General features: G+C 56.1%; 16 protein-coding genes. 6 read left to right on the top strand and 10 right to left on the bottom strand.

The features are described 5' to 3' along the window. Positions 1-233 precede the first annotated feature (233 nt). Positions 234-1,460, bottom strand: a complete 1,227-nt coding sequence (locus C3Z11_RS02975; protein ID WP_106476136.1) for an EAL and HDOD domain-containing protein — start codon at positions 1,458-1,460, stop codon at positions 234-236. A 167-nt stretch (positions 1,461-1,627) separates the two neighbouring features. Beyond that, positions 1,628-2,236: a glutathione S-transferase family protein gene (locus tag C3Z11_RS02970; RefSeq protein WP_106476134.1), complete on the bottom strand. Its 609-nt coding sequence runs from the start codon at positions 2,234-2,236 to the stop codon at positions 1,628-1,630. A gap of 523 nt (positions 2,237-2,759) precedes the next feature. Between C3Z11_RS02970 and C3Z11_RS17240 the strand changes: the two genes are divergently transcribed. Then, positions 2,760-3,131, top strand: a complete 372-nt coding sequence (locus C3Z11_RS17240) for a con-10 family general stress protein (RefSeq protein ID WP_106476132.1) — start codon at positions 2,760-2,762, stop codon at positions 3,129-3,131. A gap of 172 nt (positions 3,132-3,303) precedes the next feature. Then, the gene (locus tag C3Z11_RS02960) at positions 3,304-3,648 is read left to right on the top strand and encodes a con-10 family general stress protein (RefSeq protein ID WP_106476130.1); all 345 of its coding nucleotides are present in this window, start codon (positions 3,304-3,306) and stop codon (positions 3,646-3,648) included. Positions 3,649-3,855: 207 nt separating this feature from the next. Here C3Z11_RS02960 and C3Z11_RS02955 read toward each other — a convergent pair whose 3' ends face one another. The 3 genes from C3Z11_RS02955 to C3Z11_RS02945 form a co-directional block, all read right to left on the bottom strand. Continuing rightward, positions 3,856-4,845, bottom strand: a complete 990-nt coding sequence (locus tag C3Z11_RS02955; protein WP_106476128.1) for a threo-3-hydroxy-L-aspartate ammonia-lyase — start codon at positions 4,843-4,845, stop codon at positions 3,856-3,858. Positions 4,846-4,967: 122 nt separating this feature from the next. Continuing rightward, positions 4,968-5,573, bottom strand: a complete 606-nt coding sequence (locus C3Z11_RS02950) for a LysE family translocator (RefSeq protein ID WP_106476126.1) — start codon at positions 5,571-5,573, stop codon at positions 4,968-4,970. Beyond that, entirely contained in the window at positions 5,570-6,286 is a 717-nt protein-coding gene (locus tag C3Z11_RS02945; protein WP_106476124.1) for an alanyl-tRNA editing protein, read from the bottom strand. The genes C3Z11_RS02950 and C3Z11_RS02945 overlap by 4 nt, the downstream gene beginning before the upstream one ends. A gap of 117 nt (positions 6,287-6,403) precedes the next feature. On the opposite strand from C3Z11_RS02945, the gene C3Z11_RS02940 reads away from it, so the two are divergent. Genes C3Z11_RS02940 through C3Z11_RS02930 form a run of 3 tightly spaced genes read left to right on the top strand, consistent with a single transcriptional unit; the run spans position 6,404 to position 9,724 of the window. Continuing rightward, the gene (locus C3Z11_RS02940) at positions 6,404-7,798 is read left to right on the top strand and encodes an aminotransferase-like domain-containing protein (RefSeq protein ID WP_106476122.1); all 1,395 of its coding nucleotides are present in this window, start codon (positions 6,404-6,406) and stop codon (positions 7,796-7,798) included. Positions 7,799-7,826: 28 nt separating this feature from the next. Continuing rightward, positions 7,827-8,651: an SDR family oxidoreductase gene (locus C3Z11_RS02935; RefSeq protein WP_106476120.1), complete on the top strand. Its 825-nt coding sequence runs from the start codon at positions 7,827-7,829 to the stop codon at positions 8,649-8,651. A 50-nt stretch (positions 8,652-8,701) separates the two neighbouring features. Next, positions 8,702-9,724 (top strand): hypothetical protein, encoded by a 1,023-nt coding sequence (locus tag C3Z11_RS02930; protein ID WP_106476118.1) that lies wholly within the window; start codon positions 8,702-8,704, stop codon positions 9,722-9,724. 64 nt (positions 9,725-9,788) lie between these two features. Here C3Z11_RS02930 and C3Z11_RS02925 read toward each other — a convergent pair whose 3' ends face one another. The 3 genes from C3Z11_RS02925 to C3Z11_RS02915 all read right to left on the bottom strand — a co-directional run bounded on the left by C3Z11_RS02925 (position 9,789) and on the right by C3Z11_RS02915 (position 12,911). Then, on the bottom strand, positions 9,789-10,895 hold the full coding sequence (locus C3Z11_RS02925) for a 5-methyltetrahydropteroyltriglutamate--homocysteine S-methyltransferase (RefSeq protein ID WP_106476117.1): 1,107 nt from the start codon (positions 10,893-10,895) through the stop codon (positions 9,789-9,791). Positions 10,896-11,040: 145 nt separating this feature from the next. Continuing rightward, positions 11,041-12,138 carry an ion transporter gene (locus C3Z11_RS02920; RefSeq protein ID WP_262927199.1) on the bottom strand — a complete coding sequence of 366 codons (1,098 nt, stop codon included), beginning with the start codon at positions 12,136-12,138 and terminating at the stop codon, positions 11,041-11,043. A gap of 260 nt (positions 12,139-12,398) precedes the next feature. Beyond that, positions 12,399-12,911 carry a CinA family protein gene (locus tag C3Z11_RS02915; protein WP_106476115.1) on the bottom strand — a complete coding sequence of 171 codons (513 nt, stop codon included), beginning with the start codon at positions 12,909-12,911 and terminating at the stop codon, positions 12,399-12,401. Between the two features lie 320 nt (positions 12,912-13,231). On the opposite strand from C3Z11_RS02915, the gene C3Z11_RS02910 reads away from it, so the two are divergent. Beyond that, positions 13,232-13,549: a hypothetical protein gene (locus C3Z11_RS02910; protein ID WP_106476113.1), complete on the top strand. Its 318-nt coding sequence runs from the start codon at positions 13,232-13,234 to the stop codon at positions 13,547-13,549. A 97-nt stretch (positions 13,550-13,646) separates the two neighbouring features. On the opposite strand, the gene C3Z11_RS02905 is transcribed toward C3Z11_RS02910, so the two are convergent. Continuing rightward, positions 13,647-16,166: a diguanylate cyclase gene (locus C3Z11_RS02905; protein WP_158700907.1), complete on the bottom strand. Its 2,520-nt coding sequence runs from the start codon at positions 16,164-16,166 to the stop codon at positions 13,647-13,649. After that, positions 16,157-16,534, bottom strand: a complete 378-nt coding sequence (locus C3Z11_RS02900) for an MASE3 domain-containing protein (protein WP_106476109.1) — start codon at positions 16,532-16,534, stop codon at positions 16,157-16,159. Before C3Z11_RS02900 ends, C3Z11_RS02905 begins: the two co-directional genes overlap by 10 nt. Between the last annotated feature and the right edge of the window lie 93 nt (positions 16,535-16,627).

Here is a 16,627-nt window from a genome sequence, read left to right as displayed (position 1 = left end):
TTCTAAAGTAATCGGCGTAATGAATGCTAGTAAACAGCGCTCACCGGCTGTTCTCTCTACGGCGCACAGGACATCGGAAAAGGTAGCTGCGAGGGACGCAACAGAAGCAAAAGCATGACGGATCTTTACATGATGAACGACAGGATGGCGCGAGGACTCACGGAACAATGTTAACGCATTCAATGCTGCCAACCACGAGGACACGTGTATAGCCGTGCCCATAATGTCAGTTATTAAAGCTGATCATTGGCAATGGCAAGTCCGCGCTCGAATGACTCGATGATCTGCTCCGGCCCGAAGCCCAGTTCCGCGAGTTTTTCCCAGCGTATATCATCCCATCGGTTGTGCTCATGCTGCAGAACAGTATGCAAGATCAATCCCAGGTCGCCCTGATAAGAAAGCAGGGCGCTGCGGATATGAATGTGCAGCGGCATGGTCTTGAGGATTTCTTCAAGGGGCTGGTCGAAAAACGCATCCAGGCACGAAAACATGCCGACCAGAAAGCCCATCTCATAGCCATCAGGCAGACGCTTGGCAGCCAGCTCCTGACAGAAGTAGCCGCGTGTCAGCGCCAGTTTTCGCAGAGCATGGGGTTTATCGTCGAATTTCGCCAGTGCGATCAAACTGGCAAGGCTGCGAATGCGGCGGGCTCCAAGCACTAGTACTGCGGCATGCAGCGAAGTGACCTCCGATTCACGCCGATAGAATGCCGAGTTGGCAAGCTGTAGAAGCCGGACGCTCAAAAACGGGTCGTTACGTACAATTTTGGTCGTTTCACGCGCACCACAGTAAGGGTCATTCAGCACCGAAATCAGCTGTAGCACGATGAGGCGGTTGGTCGGAATCTGTCGGCCATGTACGGGCTGTGGCCGAGCAAGAAAATAGCCCTGAAAAAGATCGCAACCGGCCACTCGACAGTGCTTGAAGTCCTCGTAGGTCTCTATTTTCTCAGCCAGAACCAGCAATTTACGGTTGTAAAGCTTGAGCCGGGTCACCACCTGGATCAGTTCATCGGGGGTAAATGCCGGATATTCGAGCTTGACGATATCGGCCAAAGGCAACAATGGATGACTGGCATCCTTGAGATCGTAATCATCAAGTGCAATGCGGTAGCCTTCGTTGCGCAGTGCCACTAGTGAAGCGACCACGCCGGCTGTGGGCTCTACCGATTCAAGAACTTCAACCACCAGAGTGTCTGGTGAAAAGGGAATATCTCCTTTCAAGGTGTTGGCAGTAAAGTTGACGAAAACAGGCTTTTTTTCGCATACCTCTTCAATATCGGTTTCCGTAAAGGCACTGACCAACACCTGACTGGTGGCAAGATCACCATCAAATACGGCAGGCACGCTGTTCTGGCCGCTGCGATCACGAAATAGCAATTCGAAACCGGCCAGCTCGCGCTGTCTGTCGTAGATAGGCTGACGTGCATAAAGCACGGTATGAGAGCGTGGCGTTGTCATTGATCTTGGTTCCGGGTGTGCAGGACATCATGGTCATGATGCAGCACCCTCTCTCCATTGCGTTGGACCACCTGATAACTAACTTGAGTCTAATCGGCATTCAGCCCAAAAAATTCATTAAAAAGTGATTTTCTTTTAATACTTTTATTTATGGTTACTCTGAGCAATCAGTTTGGTATCCCCATCGGTATATGACGCGGATGAGATTCGATCCGGCCAAGCCACGCTTGAATATGCGGAAAATCATCAAAGTCAAAACTGCATTCTCGTGCCATATGGGTATAGGCGTAGAGCGAAATATCGGCCAAGGTGTAGTGTTCTCCAACAAGGAAATCCTGCTCGGCCAATACTTTTTCCATTACGGCGAGTGCTTTGTAGCCGTCTTCGAGCTTGAGCTGAAATTCTTCCTCCCGCTCGGCAGGGCGGTTGAGATATCTGGCAATGAAGCACGCAACGCCGATGTTGGGGCCATGGCTGTACTGCTCAAAGAACTGCCATTGCAGCATGCGAGCATGTTCAAAAGGGCCTTGTGGTATGAATTCACTATCGCAACCCAGGTAGTTAAGAATGGCGTTGGACTCTGCCAGCATACGCCCGTCATGAAGCTCCAGAAGCGGGATCTTGCTGTTGGGATTGCGGGCAATGAAGGCGTCGCTACGCGTTTCACCAGCAAAAAGATCGATATCAAACCAGCGATGATGGATGTCCAGCAGAGATAATAGAAGCTGAACCTTGTAGCAGTTACCTGAGCGGTAATCGCCGTAAATGGAAATCATGTCTTTCTCCTGCTGTTTGTACGCTGCGAACGGCTGTGTTGATGACATGGCGCTTGGCGTTGAAGTCTCGATAGCGTTCTAAGGCAACGCCTATTCAACTCAAGAGCAAGTATACAAACCTCTCAACGTTACCGAAATTTCACCTTATCTGCTGTGCTGCAGGCGTGAGGACAAGTTCCTTACGCCTGATGGCGTAAGGTCATAAGTGCAAAGCAAACGTTTACGCTACACCAATCCTTAAAATATTTAGCTATTTAGGCGGAATTGCTAGTAACCAGGAATAATTATAAATGATGATTTAAACAACATACGTTAATTAAAACAGCGATTGTTAACCTAGATTACACAGCATAACGAGCTGCAAAAAAATCTACCTTTGCAGCACCGAAAATCATGACTAATTTGAATAAGGCAAGATTGATGACGACCAAGGAGGTCGCTTGATCTGTTAGTTGCAAGGCTTTGATTTATAGTCTCTATTGCCTTGACTAGATTTATTCCAGAGACTTACCGGAGGTTGATGATGGCAGAACATCGTGGTGGATCCGGAAACTTCAAGGAAGATCCTCAGCGCGCATCTGAAGCTGGCAAGAAAGGCGGCGAGCATAGCGGCGGTAACTTCGCCAATGATCCAGAACGTGCAGCTGAAGCTGGTCATAAAGGTGGCCAGAATAGTGGCGGTAATTTCGCCAATGATCCCGAACGTGCTGCCGAAGCTGGCCATAAAGGCGGTCAGAACAGCGGTGGCAACTTCAAGAATGATCCGGAGCGTGCAGCTGAAGCTGGCCATAAAGGTGGGCAGAACAGTGGCGGCAATTTCGCTAATGATCGCGAAAAAGCGTCTGAAGCCGGGAAAAAAGGTGGCGAACATAGTCACGGTGGCCGCAGCTCCTAATAATCAGTGCTGTGGTAAGTGAGTACTTTATTAGGACCGCCCGATAACATGATATTGATGGTTGAAGGTTGGACGGCCTGAAAGAGTAGATGAAGGGATTTTTTACTCTTTGGCAGTTTCAAGTCGGTATAAGCCGATAGGGATTGTCACTAAAGAACCAGGAGGTTTTCTCATGGCTGATAAGCGTGATGACAAGATGTCTGTAAGCGAAGCTGGCAAAAAAGGTGGTGAAGCCACTTCCGAAACTCATGGCAAGGAGTTCTACGAGGACATCGGCCATAAAGGCGGCCAAAACAGCGGCGGTAATTTCAAGAACGATCCGGAACGTGCTGCCGAAGCTGGCCATAAAGGCGGCCAGAATAGTGGCGGCAACTTCGCCAATGATCCGGAACGTGCTTCCGAAGCCGGCCAGAAAGGTGGTGAAAATAGTGGCGGTAATTTCGCCAACGATCGTGAAAAGGCGTCAGAAGCCGGTAAGAAAGGTGGCGAGCATAGCCATAGCGGCGGTCGTAAATAAGATAGCATTTTAGGTAGGCTTACAGCGGGATATATTGACAGCAAGGTTTGAGGATGTTGATGTTCCCAGTACCATGGACGGTGCAGCAGTCAGTTTGCCAAGATGTATATACGAAAGCGGGAGGCATTGGCCTCTCGCTTTTTTTGTGTTCTCACTTCTTGGGTATCAATGTTGTTTGTTCGTGCCAGCAGGCCTCTTTTAGCCTGCTCACAGCTCAACTGAATTGCCGGCAAGTAGTGCGGCGAAGCGCGGCATGTCGACGTTGCCACCGCTGATGAGAATACCGACCCGCTGACCCTTGACTGGTACTACTCCCTGCAGCACTGCCGCTGCTGCCAGACATCCGGTTGGTTCGACGGTGATCTTCATCCGACTGGCAAAAAAGCGCATCGTTTCTACCAGCGCCTGATCACTGACGGTGACGATTTCACTGACCAGGCGCTGAATGATGGGAAAGGTGTAGTCACCCAGATGAGTGGTGGCGGCACCGTCAGCCAGAGTGCGTGGCGCCTCGATATGAACGATGCGCCCTTCGGACAATGAACGCTGCCCATCATTACCCGCCTCGGGCTCGACTGCGATGACGCGACAGTGCGGTGATAGTGCTTGGGCGGCCAGCGCACAGCCGGCGGTTAGCCCGCCGCCACCGAGACAGACCAATAACGTGTCGAGCTCGCCGATCTCCTCGAACAGCTCCTTGGCCGCTGTGCCTTGGCCGGCAATCACGTCGGGATGATCATAGGGTGGGATTAATGTCAGGCCGCGCTCGTGCGCCAGTTTATCCGCGACCGCCATGCGGTCCTCGCGGTAGCGGTCATAGGTGACGATTTCGGCGCAGTAGCCGCGCGTCGCTTCCATCTTGGAGGTTGGGGCGTCTTCCGGCATCACTATTGTCGCTGGAATGCCCTCAAGGCTGGCGGCCAAAGCGATCGCCTGGGCATGGTTGCCGGACGAGTAGGCAAGCACGCCGGCGCGGCGCTGTGACGCGTCGAGCTGGGCAATGGCATTGAAGGCGCCACGGAACTTGAAGGCACCGATGCGCTGAAAGTTTTCCGCTTTAAAGAAAAGGTGCGCACCGGCGATGGCATCGGCCTGGCGCGAGGTCAGCACCGGTGTGCGGTGGGCGGCGCCGTCGAGACGGCGCGCGGCAGCGGCAATGTCGTCATAAGTCGGCGGGATGAGGGAGGGCTGTTTCATTGTTTTCTATGCTCCGCTTGGTGCTGTAGCTATTCGTTTGGCAGTGTTGAAGGCCTTGCCGTCATCTATGCCACGCAGTCATGTTCGGCGCAACGACGCAGCGCTGGCGCAGGGGCAATGCGTTAGCGAAGAATAAAGACGACGCAGCCTGCCGTCATGACGCCCATCGTAATATTGAAGATGCGCCAGGCGCGCGGTGTTCTGAGCGTGCGTCCAATCGCCATACCGAAGCCGGCCCAGACCGAGATACATGGGAAAGCGATCACCTCAACCAGCAGCGCCAGCAGAAAGGCATTGATCACGATATTGCCGTCACTGGGCATAAAGCCGGCGACCAGTGCCATCCCCATTACCCATACCTTGGGATTGATGAACTGAAACAGCGCCGCCTGGCCAAAGGTTAAAGGCTTACTGTCGTTCCTGGCTGCAAAGTCGGGCGGTGCGGCGCGGGCGATCTTCCAGGCCAGATAGAGCAGATAGAGTGAACCGACCAGTTTGAGGCCAAGTTGGAGCATGGGGAAACGTTGAAAGACAAGTCCCAGCCCGAGCGCCAGTGCCGTGAACAGCACGATGCCGCCGCACAGGATGCCAAAGATATGCGGCAGTGTGCGCCGGTAGCCGTATAGCGCGCCTGATGCAGTGAGCATGACATTGTTGGGACCGGGAGTGCCGGTCATCGGCACCGCGAACAGGGCGAGTGAAACCAGCCAGGCGAGCGTCTCCGTCATGATGTTGTCTCCTCATCCCAGCCCAGCGTGATGCGGCGGTTGCGCGCGCCGCGATTCTTGATGCTGAGCACCCGAATTGGGCCGATTTCGGCGGTGCGCGCCACATGGGTGCCGCCGCACGGCTGATAGTCGATGTCGCCGATCGTGACCATGCGGATACGTCCTGCGCCGCGCGGCGGTTTGACTGCCATGGTCTTGACCAGTTCGGGGTTGGCGTCGAGTTCGGCCTCGCCGATCCACCCGGCACTGACCGCGTGGTTAGCAGCGATCAAGGCATTAAGCTGAGAACTCAGTTGCTCCTTGTCGAGGCTCGTCTCGCCCAGGTCGAAATCGAGCCGGCCCTTGTCGGCGCCAATCTGGCCGCCGGTGACACCGAACGGCACCGCCACCGAGAGTAGATGCAGCGCAGTATGCATGCGCATGTGAGCGTAGCGGCGCGGCCAGTCGAGGGCCTGGATGACCGTATCGCCGGGCCGCAGGCCGTGGTCGTCCTCGAGCTGATGGCATACCCGACCAGCCTCGCCCTTGCGCGTATCGAGGACGCGATGCTGACGGCCTGCCGCGCCGGTGAAGCTGCCGCTGTCGCCAGGCTGGCCGCCGCCCATGGCGTAGAACACGGTGGCTTCGGTCTCGACCCATGCGCCGTCCACGACGGTGATGACGGTAGCAAGCTGCTGCAGGTAGGCATCGTCGAGAAAGGCCAGCGTGGTCATGTATATCATCCTTTTGTATGGATGCAATTATGGTTATTGCTTCGACTTTCACATTGATTGTTTCGCTATTGTCAGCATAATGACGTTTAAATAAGCGTCAACGGATTTATTGTCACCATGACAATTTGGGTGCCGACATTGAGTGACGAGGGGCCGCGCTACCGTGCGCTGGCCGATGCAATCGACACTGCGATCAGCAGCGGTAGACTGAGCGCAGGTGACCGGCTGCCGCCACAGCGCCGGCTGGCTGATGCGCTCGGCGTAACGGTGGGCACTGTCACTCGTGCCTACGCCGAGGCGGAACGGCGCGGGCTGCTCGAGGCGCGGGTCGGCAGCGGCACTTATGTACGCGGTGCCAGGCAAGACGCGGCGCGCTTTTCGCAGTTGAGTGACAGGGCAAGCGACGACACTATCGACCTCAGCCTGTCACTGCCGCCGCCCAGTCCCGAACGCGCGGCGGGACTGGGGCGGGCGATGGATGCTGTGCGCAGCGATACCGTACTGCTTAAGGCGGCAATTGATTACCAGCCCGAATGCGGCCTAGCGCCGCATCGCGAGGTACTGGCTGGCTGGATGACCCGGCTCGGCCTGTCGGTCGAGGCCGATGAGCTGATCATCAATCAAGGGGGGATGCATGGCATCTACCTGAGCCTGGCGGCGCTGCTGGCACCGGGCGAGCGCTTCGCTGCCGAGGCGTTGACCTATCCCGGCGCGATCAGCGCCGCCCAGCAGCTCGGGCTCAAGATGACGGCAGTGCCGTTCGACGAAGAGGGCATCGACGTCGCCGCGCTGGCGCGTCTGCACGCACAGCAGCCGTTCCGGTTGGTCTACCTTATGCCTGAGCAGCACAATCCAAGCGGCGCTCAGCTCAGTGAGGCGCGCCGCCACGCGCTGGTTGAGCTGGCCCGCGCTCGTGATTTCTGGCTGCTTGAAGACGGTGTGCTCCATCTGCCCGAGGCGCGTCGTGGCACGCCGCTCTACCGGCTCGCCCCGGAGCGTACGATCTACCTGTTCTCAACCTCGAAGATACTCGGCGGCGGGCTACGCTCGGGCGTGATGCGTGTGCCCGAGGCGCTGCGCACACGGCTGGCAGCGGCAATCCGCGCTCAGAGCTGGATGCCTCCGACGCTGATGGCGAGTCTGGTCTGTCAGTGGATCGTCTCGGGTGACGCCGACCGGCTGCTGGCGTGGCAGAGCGAGGAGATGAATGCACGCTTTGATCTGGCCCAGCGTTGGCTTGACGGTTTCGCCTGGAGCGGCCGTCGCGGCGGGTTTCACTTGTGGCTGCCGATGCCGCCGGGGGGGCGTGCCGCGTCGCTGATCGAGCAGCTCGGCCGCCAGAGCGTCGTTGTTACCAGCAGCGAGCCGTTCTGTGTGGGCAGCGAGCCCGCGCCACAGGCGATCCGGCTGTGTATCAGCGCTGCACACGACCGCGCTGCACTCGAACGGGCGTTACAATGCCTGCGTGAGGGGCTAGAGTCGCCGCCGTTGACCACGCTACACACGCTATGAATGCTGTGAAATAGCCCAAGGAGATGAGATGTCCCGGACTGTACTGATCACTGGCTGTTCCAGCGGCATCGGCCGCGCCTTGGCTGACGCATTTTACGGCGCAGGCTATCGCGTCTTCGCCACGGCGCGTCGCAACGAAGATCTTGCTGAACTCGCGGCGGCCGGCTTCGATGTCTGCGCGCTCGATGTCACTGATGATGATGCTATTACACAACTGGCTGAACGGCTCACGGCCGAGGCGGGCGGACTTGATGTATTGATCAACAACGCCGGTTTCGGCGCAATGGGCCCAGCGCTCGACTTCGATCGCGATACGCTGCGCGCGCAGTTCGAAACTAACGTGTTTGCACCGCTGATGCTGGCTCGCGCCTGCCTGCCGCTACTGCGTAAACGCCGCGGCGTGATCGTCAATCTGGGCAGCGTTGCCGGGTTAATGGCATCGCCGTTTGGTGGTGTCTACTGCGCCTCCAAGGCGGCGCTGCATCGGCTTTCAGAAGCGATGCGCATGGAACTGGCGCCGTTCGGTGTTGATGTCATCGTTGTCCAGCCCGGCGCGGTGGCGACGCGCTTTGGGCAGAGTGCGCGGGCGGGGCTCGGCACACGGTTGCATGACGATTCGCCGTGGCGGGCCTGGCGTGAGCGTATCGAGCAGCGCGCAAATTCCTCCAATGCGTTTTCCTCGACGCCGGCCAGCGCGATGGCGCATACGGTCTTGAACGCCGTCGAGCAGACGCCGCGCCGGCGGGTGGTCAAGGTTGGTCGAGGTGGACAGCTGATTCCGCTGCTGGAGCGGCTACTACCGATGGCGTTACGGGAGGCACTGCTCAAGCGCCATTTCGGGCTGCGCCGATAGGGACGAACCGTCCTGCACCTTTGTCTTTTTCTTTACCGTAAGGAGCCATAATGTCGCGTGCACATATCGTCTCACAGGGCGCCATCTGCTGCTTTCCTCACGGTTTGACCGATTCGGCTGGTGAGCTGGTCAACGCCGAAATTTCAGCGGTGGTCTATGTCGGTGGGCGGCTGATACTTGCCAGCGACAAGCCGATCCCCGGTGCACATCGTTCGGCGGTGTTTGCATTGCCCTATACGCCGGAGGGGCCCGACGAGTCGAAGGCCGAGTACTTTACCGCCGACGTGATCCGGCAGGCGACCAAGTATGAAGATTTTGCACTTACCGTTGATGAGCGTTACATACTGGCGACTACGGGGTTTGACCGTATCCATCACGCCACCAGCGAGATGAACCATTACAACAACCTGCTGGTCTGGCCGGTCGATCAGCCCGAACGGGCGCGTGTGGCCGAGTCGGGTGGCCACGAGCAGGGCTCGATCGGGCTGAGAGCGCGTCTAAACGCTGTTCTCGGTACGCCGTACTACAAGATCGAGGGGTTGGCCGCGATTCCCGCCGAGCAAGGTGATGGTCTGCTGCTGTTCGGCGTACGTGAAGCGGGGCAGACGTATGCGGATTTCAATTACGTCTGTGACGTTGTCGGCGCGCATTACCGCATTGATGAACACGGTGAGCTGACCTTTCTCGACGAATTTCGTCACTATTATTCTTTCGATCCCGGCGCATTCCCGGCGGTACGTTACGAGTGTGGGCTGTCGAGTCTGGAATACGATGCCTATAACCAGCAGCTCTACTTGTTGACCAGTTTCGAGAGTGACGAGGTTATCGGTGGCTATCTGTGGGTAGTGTCGCTTGACGATTTTGCTGCTGGCCGAGCGCCCAGCCTGATAGAAGATGAGCAGGGCGGTGCACTGGAGTTCGAACATAAGGCCGAGGGTCTAGCCGTGCTTGATGCCCGGCAGCTGTTTGTCGTCTATGACAACGATCGGGAAATGCGCCTGGGCAAGATACTCGAGCGTGACGAACGCTACGCTAATGAAGCGCTTTATACGGTGCTGACGTTCGAAGAATAAGCAGTGCAAGAAAAAGGCCACGCCATGATGGCGTGGCCTTATACGTCAGTGACTTAACGGACGCTTAGTCACCCCATACTTCGCGGGCAATATCGACAGCGAGGCCGAGCTTGGCCCACTGGTCATCAGGGGTGATGTCATTGCCGTGTACGGTACTGGAGAAGCCGCACTGCGGGCTCAGGCACATTTGCTCGCGCGGCATGTACTGGGCTGCTTCGTCAATGCGCGTCTTGATCGCTTCCTTGCTTTCGAGCTCGGCGATCTTTGAGGAGATCACGCCGAGGACGATGGTCTTGTTCTTCGGCACGAAGCGCAGTGGCGCGAAGTCGCCAGAGCGTTCGTCATCATATTCAAGGAAGTAGGCGTCAACGTTCAGCTCGTTGAATAGCACCTCGGCGACCGGCTCGTAGCCGCCTTCAGCAAACCACTGGCTCTTGAAGTTGCCACGACAGAGGTGAATGGCAACGGTCAGATCGTTCGGGCGACCATCGATGGCAGCGTTGATCAGCTCGGCGTAGCGGCGTGGCAGTGCATTGATGTCTTCTCCGCGCTCGACGGCCGCCTCACGCATCTTGGGGTCGCACAGGTAGGCGAGGTTGGTGTCGTCAAGCTGCAGGTAACGGCAGCCGGCCTGATAGAGCGCGTCAATCTCGTCACGGTAGCACTGGGCTAGATCCTCGAAGAACTCATCCATGTCAGGATAGGACTCAATATCGATCGAGGCGCGGCCACCGCGGAAGTGAACCATGGTCGGTGACGGGATCGTGACCTTGGGCACGGAGCCTTCGCTGACCTGTGACTTGAGGAAATTGAAGTCATCGACCTGAATCGGGCGGGCGTGCTTGAGCTTGCCGGTTACCGAGAGCTGCGGCGGTGAGAAGCCGTCGGTGGCCTTCTTGTCACCGATGTACCCGGTGACGGTCACGCCATCGAGCTTTTGCAGGAAGTCGAGGTGGAAGTATTCGCGACGGAACTCACCGTCGGTGATGCTCTTGAGCCCGGCGGCTTCCTGCTGCTTGACTATATGAGCGATTGCTTCGTCTTCGACGGCACGCAGCGCTTGAGCATCAATTTCGCCCTTGGCGAAGCGGCTACGCGCTTCGAGCAGCTCGGCGGGGCGCAGGAAACTGCCAACGTGGTCGGCACGAAACGGAGGATTAACTTTCGCCATGGAGAACTCCAACGGACATTAAAATAAGGGGAGCGCCTTTAGGCGCTGGAATGTGGCGTCACTATAACGCTTATTGCTTATGAGCTGTTTGCAACGTGCTCATGCTGAACATTCAGATTATTCATGAAGAAGACCGCTGCCCTTCTTATTCGTCGTAACGCTCCCGCCAGCGCCGTACCTGAACCTGCGCCTTGATGGCTTCAAGCGTATCCACCAGGGCCCGCTCGATTTCAGCATTGGCGTGAGCATTGTTACTGAGCAGCGCATCGAAGCCGCTGTCGGCCAGGCTGGAGGTCATTTGCTTGAACCCGGGCGTGTGCATGCCTTCCACCACTTCATGCAGCGTGCGGCGGATAACATCATTAAGCGCACTGTCCATGGTCTGCACAATGCTGTCTCCAAACGGCATGCGTTTGATGCGTCGAATTTCCGGATTTTCGTGTATGGCGTTATGAACCAGATCGCCCAGATAGTCATTGATCTGTTGGCGGTTATGGTAATAGCTGTGGTCGATCATGCCTTGCAGACGCTGCGAGATATCCTCAATCAGCCGCTCCTTGCGCGGCAAAAAGACATCCTGGGTAATACGTGCCGTCAGTTGGCCATTGTCGCCAATCTCTTCCTGCGCGGTAGTCAGCGCCTTGACCATGACCCGATCAGACAGCTCTTCGAGCAGGATCTGATAATACTTGTCGCAGAAATCGTAGATCGCCCACTGGCGGATATCGATCAGGCCGGAGCGCTGCAAGCGTACGATCAGGCCGATCACGCGCAGAACACGCAGAATGCGGAAACCAGCCAGCGGAATGCAGCCCAGCACGTCGTACCAATGCACGAAAGGATAAAAGAACCAGCGATGATAGCGCTTCTCAGCAATGGCTACCGCCCAGCTGACAAGGACATCGAGCGCAAAGATCGCGACGAAGCACAGATCGATAGTGAAGAAGTTGGCATGAACATAGTCATTATAAGCAGCGTTCATGGCCGGCGAGATCGCCTCCATCAGACGCGGCAGTGGCGTCAGTGCATAGAGGGCATCAAACACAATCAGCGCCAGGTTGATGGCTACCAGGGCGATGATAAAGAAATCCCATATCAGATGGGCACGTTCGCGCTGAGGTGACACTGGCGGTGGTGCGTAGCGTTCACTGCGACGACGGCGCTGGCCTCCTAGCGAATCACGGTGTAGCGCGTCGTCGGTTGAAGAAGGGCTCTGTTGTTTTCGGCCCTGGGCATTATTCATCGAGCCTCCTTGCGAGATGAGTTACTGCTAAGCGTAGCGGAACAGTACTGATTTGAGCAGAGCAGTGACATGATCATGAAATATTCAGAGATAGTATCAACTAACATGGGAACGAACGCGGATAGCGGGGCACCTGAAAAGGCCAGGAATAGATATAAACGCTAGGCACTAGGCGCAACGCCTAGTGCTGTTAGTAAGACAACAGGACACCGGATCAGGCCGGTTTATGTTTGATGTATTGCTTTAATACAACTTCAGCTTCAAGGATTCTTGGCTGCCGGTGGCTTGCTGGTCAACTGTGCGTAATAGGCGGGAATCCGCTCCAGGCTGTAGTGGGCTGCGGCGAGACGTACCTCGTTGCGATCACCATCGAAACGTTTGGTTTCGCTGAACACCTCAGGTTCGCCCTCCTGCTTGAAGGCCCAGGCAAAGCAGACCGTTCCAACGGGAATATCGCCATCGCCTGAGCCGGGGCCGGCAATGCCGGTATTGGAAATCGTGAGATTGGCGCCGCTGTTCTTGAGCGCGCCACGGGCCATCTCGATCGCCACTTCTTCGCTGGTCAGGTTGTACTTTTCAATGGTGTCGAAACTGACGCCGAGATAGCGGTTTTTGGCTTCGGGTGAATAGACCGCAAGGCCCGTGTCCAGCAGTTGCCCGGTGCCTGGAATGCTGGCAATTTCCGATACGATCAATCCTGCGGTACAGGATTCTGCAGTGGCCAGAATGATCTCATTGTCTTCCATGAACGTGATGATGTCTTGCATATCCATTGCGCTTGCTCCTTTAAAAGCATCTTGATGACGTAAAGGCGTTCCTCGCCTTGAAATGCCTCTGTTAAATGACAATCTTTAAAGTTAGAGAAGGATTGCTACAAGGCTTCCCAGAGAATAGTGCGTGATGAGTAAGCGCGCACGCCCGTTGGGGCCAAGGTGTCCATCTTGCGCAACAGATTGGCATATGTCGTGAATAGACTAGAGTAAAGACAGGAATATTCGACTCCTGGTCTACACTAGGGTAGCAGGAGATAACAATTGTTTAGGATGTGCCACCGTAGCGCATCACGTCTTACCACTGATCAAGGAGAAGCGTTATGACAGGCGAGTCAAAGGTTGGCGTTGAGATCAGAACGCCTGATGGCACGCGCATTGGTAAGGTGGTTGAAGCGCCTGATTCCAATTACATGAAAGTCGTCAATGACGACGGTCAGCATCGCTGGATACCCATGAGTATCGTGCGTGAGCAGGATGACGGTGTAATGGTTGCTGAAGAAGGTTCGGATGAACAGTCACGTATCCAACGTGTCGATCCAAGCCTTGATCTGGGCAGTAAAGATAAGGTTGACGAGGCTTCCGACGAGAGCTTTCCTGCCAGTGATCCTCCCGCCTATCGTCCTGATAAGCCGGTATGATCTACTGACAGCTTATTGATAAAGCGATTAGTTCCATAAACCGTCTGCCGCTGCAGGCGGTTTTTATGTTTTAGAACGTGCAAAGCGAGATGTGGCGTTACAAGGCGGGTATCTCGCTAACGCAAACTACACGTCCGCGTCCAGCATGCTTGGCCGCGTAGAGGGCACGGTCGGCGTGCTCAATCAGGCTGGATACATGTGAGCCCTGACGGGGTGCCTCAATCAGGCCGGCCGAGAAGGTCAGATGTTCGATGCGTTCACCGTTAGCATCAAAGTGCCATGCTGACAGTGATTTAAGGATGTGATTGAGACGATTCAAGGCGATCTCGGCGTTGGCGCCGGGCATGACGACCACGAACTCCTCGCCGCCGTAACGGCAGGCGATGTCACTTGAACGTAGTGAGTTCTCAAGGATGTGCGCCAGAGCTTTCAGCACCTCGTCGCCGATATCATGACCGTAGGTATCGTTGAGACGCTTGAAATGATCAAGGTCGAGCAGCGCCAGTGACAGTGGCATCTCCGCGCTGGCTTTGGCGAGCAAGATCGGCAACTCAACATTGAGATGGCGACGATTGTAGAGTCCTGTCAGAGCGTCGCGATACGCCTGGCGGGTCAGTTGGCGGCGCAGGCGTAGATTGACCAGCATCAGTGCGATCATCTTGGCACATTCACTGGCGAGCTGTTCGAAGCGTTCACACTCCTCGGCGCCATTGAGTGAGGCCGTGATTGTCAACTGGCCCAACGTAGCGGCGCCGACGCGCAGCGCCTCGACGTGGCGGAAGGGCGTCATGTCCCACGAGTCTTCTCCCCAGGCAATGCTCACCGGCTCATAGGAAAATTCCTCAAGCGTCAGCAGCAACTCCCCTTGGGCTCCGTCGAAGCAGGAGGGCAGGTGTTCCTTGAGCAGAGCAACAATGTCATCAGGTTCTTCTGCTTCATGAAGCAGTACGCCGAGCTGGTTGAGGTGCTGGCGACTTTCGCTTTGGCGCTGCAGGCGCATGTTGACAAGATTGAGTGCCTGCTCGGCCTGCTCGGCCTGCTTGCGATCGGTAATATCGTGAACGATGCTGTACAGCACGTTCTTTCCACCCAGTACGACCGGGCCGGTGAACACCTCAACATCACGCAATGTGCCGTCGGCCAGCCGATGACAACTTTCGGAGTGGTGTACAGCAGTGGATTGCCTGATCTGTGCAAGGCGCTCCTGTAATGGGGTTGCCCTCGTGCTTCTCAGAGTGGACATATTCCGGCGCTTGAGCGCTTCGAGTGAATAGCCGTAATAGTCCGCAGCGGCAGTGTTGGCATCAATAATTTCCCCACTGTGCGGATCGACCAACAGCTTGATGACGTTGTTACTTTCAAAAATGCTGCGATAGAGCTGAGCGTTTTCTTCGAGAAGTTCGGCTGAATGTCTCCGGGCGTCGATGTCTTCAATCAAGCCAAGGTAAAGTCGCTCACTGGGCAGCGGTGTAACAATCCATTCCATCCAGCGCTGGCCATTGCCGCTGCATTCGAGGCGGTATTCCTTATGAAAGTCCGTGAGCTGCGACGCATCGCGAACCTTGTCAAGGAAGGTCTGCCAATCCGCACGGGCAGCCGCTGCATCGTCCGCGATGACCCACTGCCACAGGTTGCTACCTTCCAGCATTATTTCACTGGAGCCGATCAGCGCTGGCAGCATGGCATTATGACCGAGTATGGTGCCTTCATCATTCATCAATACCATGCCCAGCGGTGCGGCGTCGAAGATAGCGCGCAATCGTGCCTTGTTGGACAGTAGAAGTTGTTCCTGTTCCTTGCGCTTCTGGATGTTGATCTGAGTGCCCAACATGCGCAGTGGATTACCTTCCTGGTCACGTTCCATGACGCTGCCGTGGGTCATTACCCAGCGCCAATGACCGTTGCGCAATAAAATGCGGTGCTCTACATGCCACTCGGGAATATCGCCCCGCAGATGTGCGTCTAAGCTGGCCTTGACGCTGTCAAGATCGTCGGGGTGGATCAGATCCCACCACTCGCGTGAGTCTTTTCCTAGTTCGTCAGGGCGATAGCCGAGCATATCGATCAGCTGGTCGGAGACGAAAAGGTGGTGGTGGACAATATCAAGATCCCAGACGCCAGTGCCGGAGCCATCGAGCGCGTATTTCCAGCGTTGTTCGGTTTGCGCCAGTTGGTGCTGCACCTTCTCGAGTTGACGGTAGGGCTGGCGCAGGCGAGCAATGAACACGGCGTGGAAGACGAGTGCATAGGATATCGCCTTGTAGATATGGCCGATGACATTGAACTCGTCATAGGGACTGTTATAAAGCGTAAAGCAGATCTTGGCGAGGGCGGTTATCCAAGCGGCGGCGGCGAGCGTCTGGGTATTGATACCGCTCGGTAGGCTCTTGATATGCAGTAGGCGATAGCCCGCGATGATACTTAAGAGGGCCAGTACCCATTCGTAGCTGATCTTGAATGTGGTCAGACCGCTGTCCGGCACGAATAGGGCAGGAAAATACTCAAGCTGCCACAGCCCTAACCAGGCGATACCCACGGCCAGCAGAGCAGTCACTGCGCCATACCATAGCGAGACATTATTTGACCAGGCATGGCGCGGCATCAGTGTTAGTGACAAGAGCCCGCAATGGCGCAGCTGCGGCCGATCAGCCAGAAAAATACCGCCTTGTTCATCGTGCCCGGCGAGACAAGGTCGGGCATGCCGGGATAGCTGAACACATGCAGGGCGTCACAGAGCGCCGAGAGCAGAAATAGCGAGCCCGTGATGGCGTAACTGCTCGGTATCGTTTTCTCGTGGCTATAAAATACCGATAACGCGACGAGCACCGCGACGACAATCGAGAGTAGCTCAAGTAGCGAGTGGAGGCCGAGGTACTCCGTCATCGACTGAAAGATAGCGAAGTTGGGAAAGGCCATGAGCGAAAGCAATATCACCATCAGGCTCAGCAGCAATTTGCCGCTGCGCCCGTTGATGATAGCTCGCAAGCTGGAAATCGACCCTGATATGTGGTTTTTCTAATCTTTCAATAAAATAGGAGACCTATTTTATTTAGGACTGCCTGCGGTAAAGCGTTTAAC

Source organism: Phytohalomonas tamaricis, assembly GCF_003012345.1.
GTDB lineage: Bacteria > Pseudomonadota > Gammaproteobacteria > Pseudomonadales > Halomonadaceae > Phytohalomonas > Phytohalomonas tamaricis.
Note: the sequence above shows the minus strand (reverse complement) of the source record. Positions and strands in the feature narration are given on the sequence as shown.

Excerpts from the sequence above, each read along its gene's own strand:
- C3Z11_RS02925 (WP_106476117.1), bottom strand. The coding sequence starts at position 10,895 with ATGGCGAAAGTTAATCCTCCGTTTCGTGCCGACCACGTTGGCAGTTTC.
- C3Z11_RS02920 (WP_262927199.1), bottom strand. The coding sequence starts at position 12,138 with ATGAATAATGCCCAGGGCCGAAAACAACAGAGCCCTTCTTCAACCGAC.
- C3Z11_RS02940 (WP_106476122.1), top strand. The coding sequence starts at position 6,404 with ATGACAATTTGGGTGCCGACATTGAGTGACGAGGGGCCGCGCTACCGT.
- C3Z11_RS02970 (WP_106476134.1), bottom strand. The coding sequence starts at position 2,236 with ATGATTTCCATTTACGGCGATTACCGCTCAGGTAACTGCTACAAGGTT.
- C3Z11_RS17240 (WP_106476132.1), top strand. The coding sequence starts at position 2,760 with ATGGCAGAACATCGTGGTGGATCCGGAAACTTCAAGGAAGATCCTCAG.
- C3Z11_RS02975 (WP_106476136.1), bottom strand. The coding sequence starts at position 1,460 with ATGACAACGCCACGCTCTCATACCGTGCTTTATGCACGTCAGCCTATC.
- C3Z11_RS02910 (WP_106476113.1), top strand. The coding sequence starts at position 13,232 with ATGACAGGCGAGTCAAAGGTTGGCGTTGAGATCAGAACGCCTGATGGC.
- C3Z11_RS02930 (WP_106476118.1), top strand. The coding sequence starts at position 8,702 with ATGTCGCGTGCACATATCGTCTCACAGGGCGCCATCTGCTGCTTTCCT.
- C3Z11_RS02950 (WP_106476126.1), bottom strand. The coding sequence starts at position 5,573 with ATGACGGAGACGCTCGCCTGGCTGGTTTCACTCGCCCTGTTCGCGGTG.
- C3Z11_RS02955 (WP_106476128.1), bottom strand. The coding sequence starts at position 4,845 with ATGAAACAGCCCTCCCTCATCCCGCCGACTTATGACGACATTGCCGCT.
- C3Z11_RS02960 (WP_106476130.1), top strand. The coding sequence starts at position 3,304 with ATGGCTGATAAGCGTGATGACAAGATGTCTGTAAGCGAAGCTGGCAAA.
- C3Z11_RS02915 (WP_106476115.1), bottom strand. The coding sequence starts at position 12,911 with ATGGATATGCAAGACATCATCACGTTCATGGAAGACAATGAGATCATT.
- C3Z11_RS02945 (WP_106476124.1), bottom strand. The coding sequence starts at position 6,286 with ATGACCACGCTGGCCTTTCTCGACGATGCCTACCTGCAGCAGCTTGCT.
- C3Z11_RS02935 (WP_106476120.1), top strand. The coding sequence starts at position 7,827 with ATGTCCCGGACTGTACTGATCACTGGCTGTTCCAGCGGCATCGGCCGC.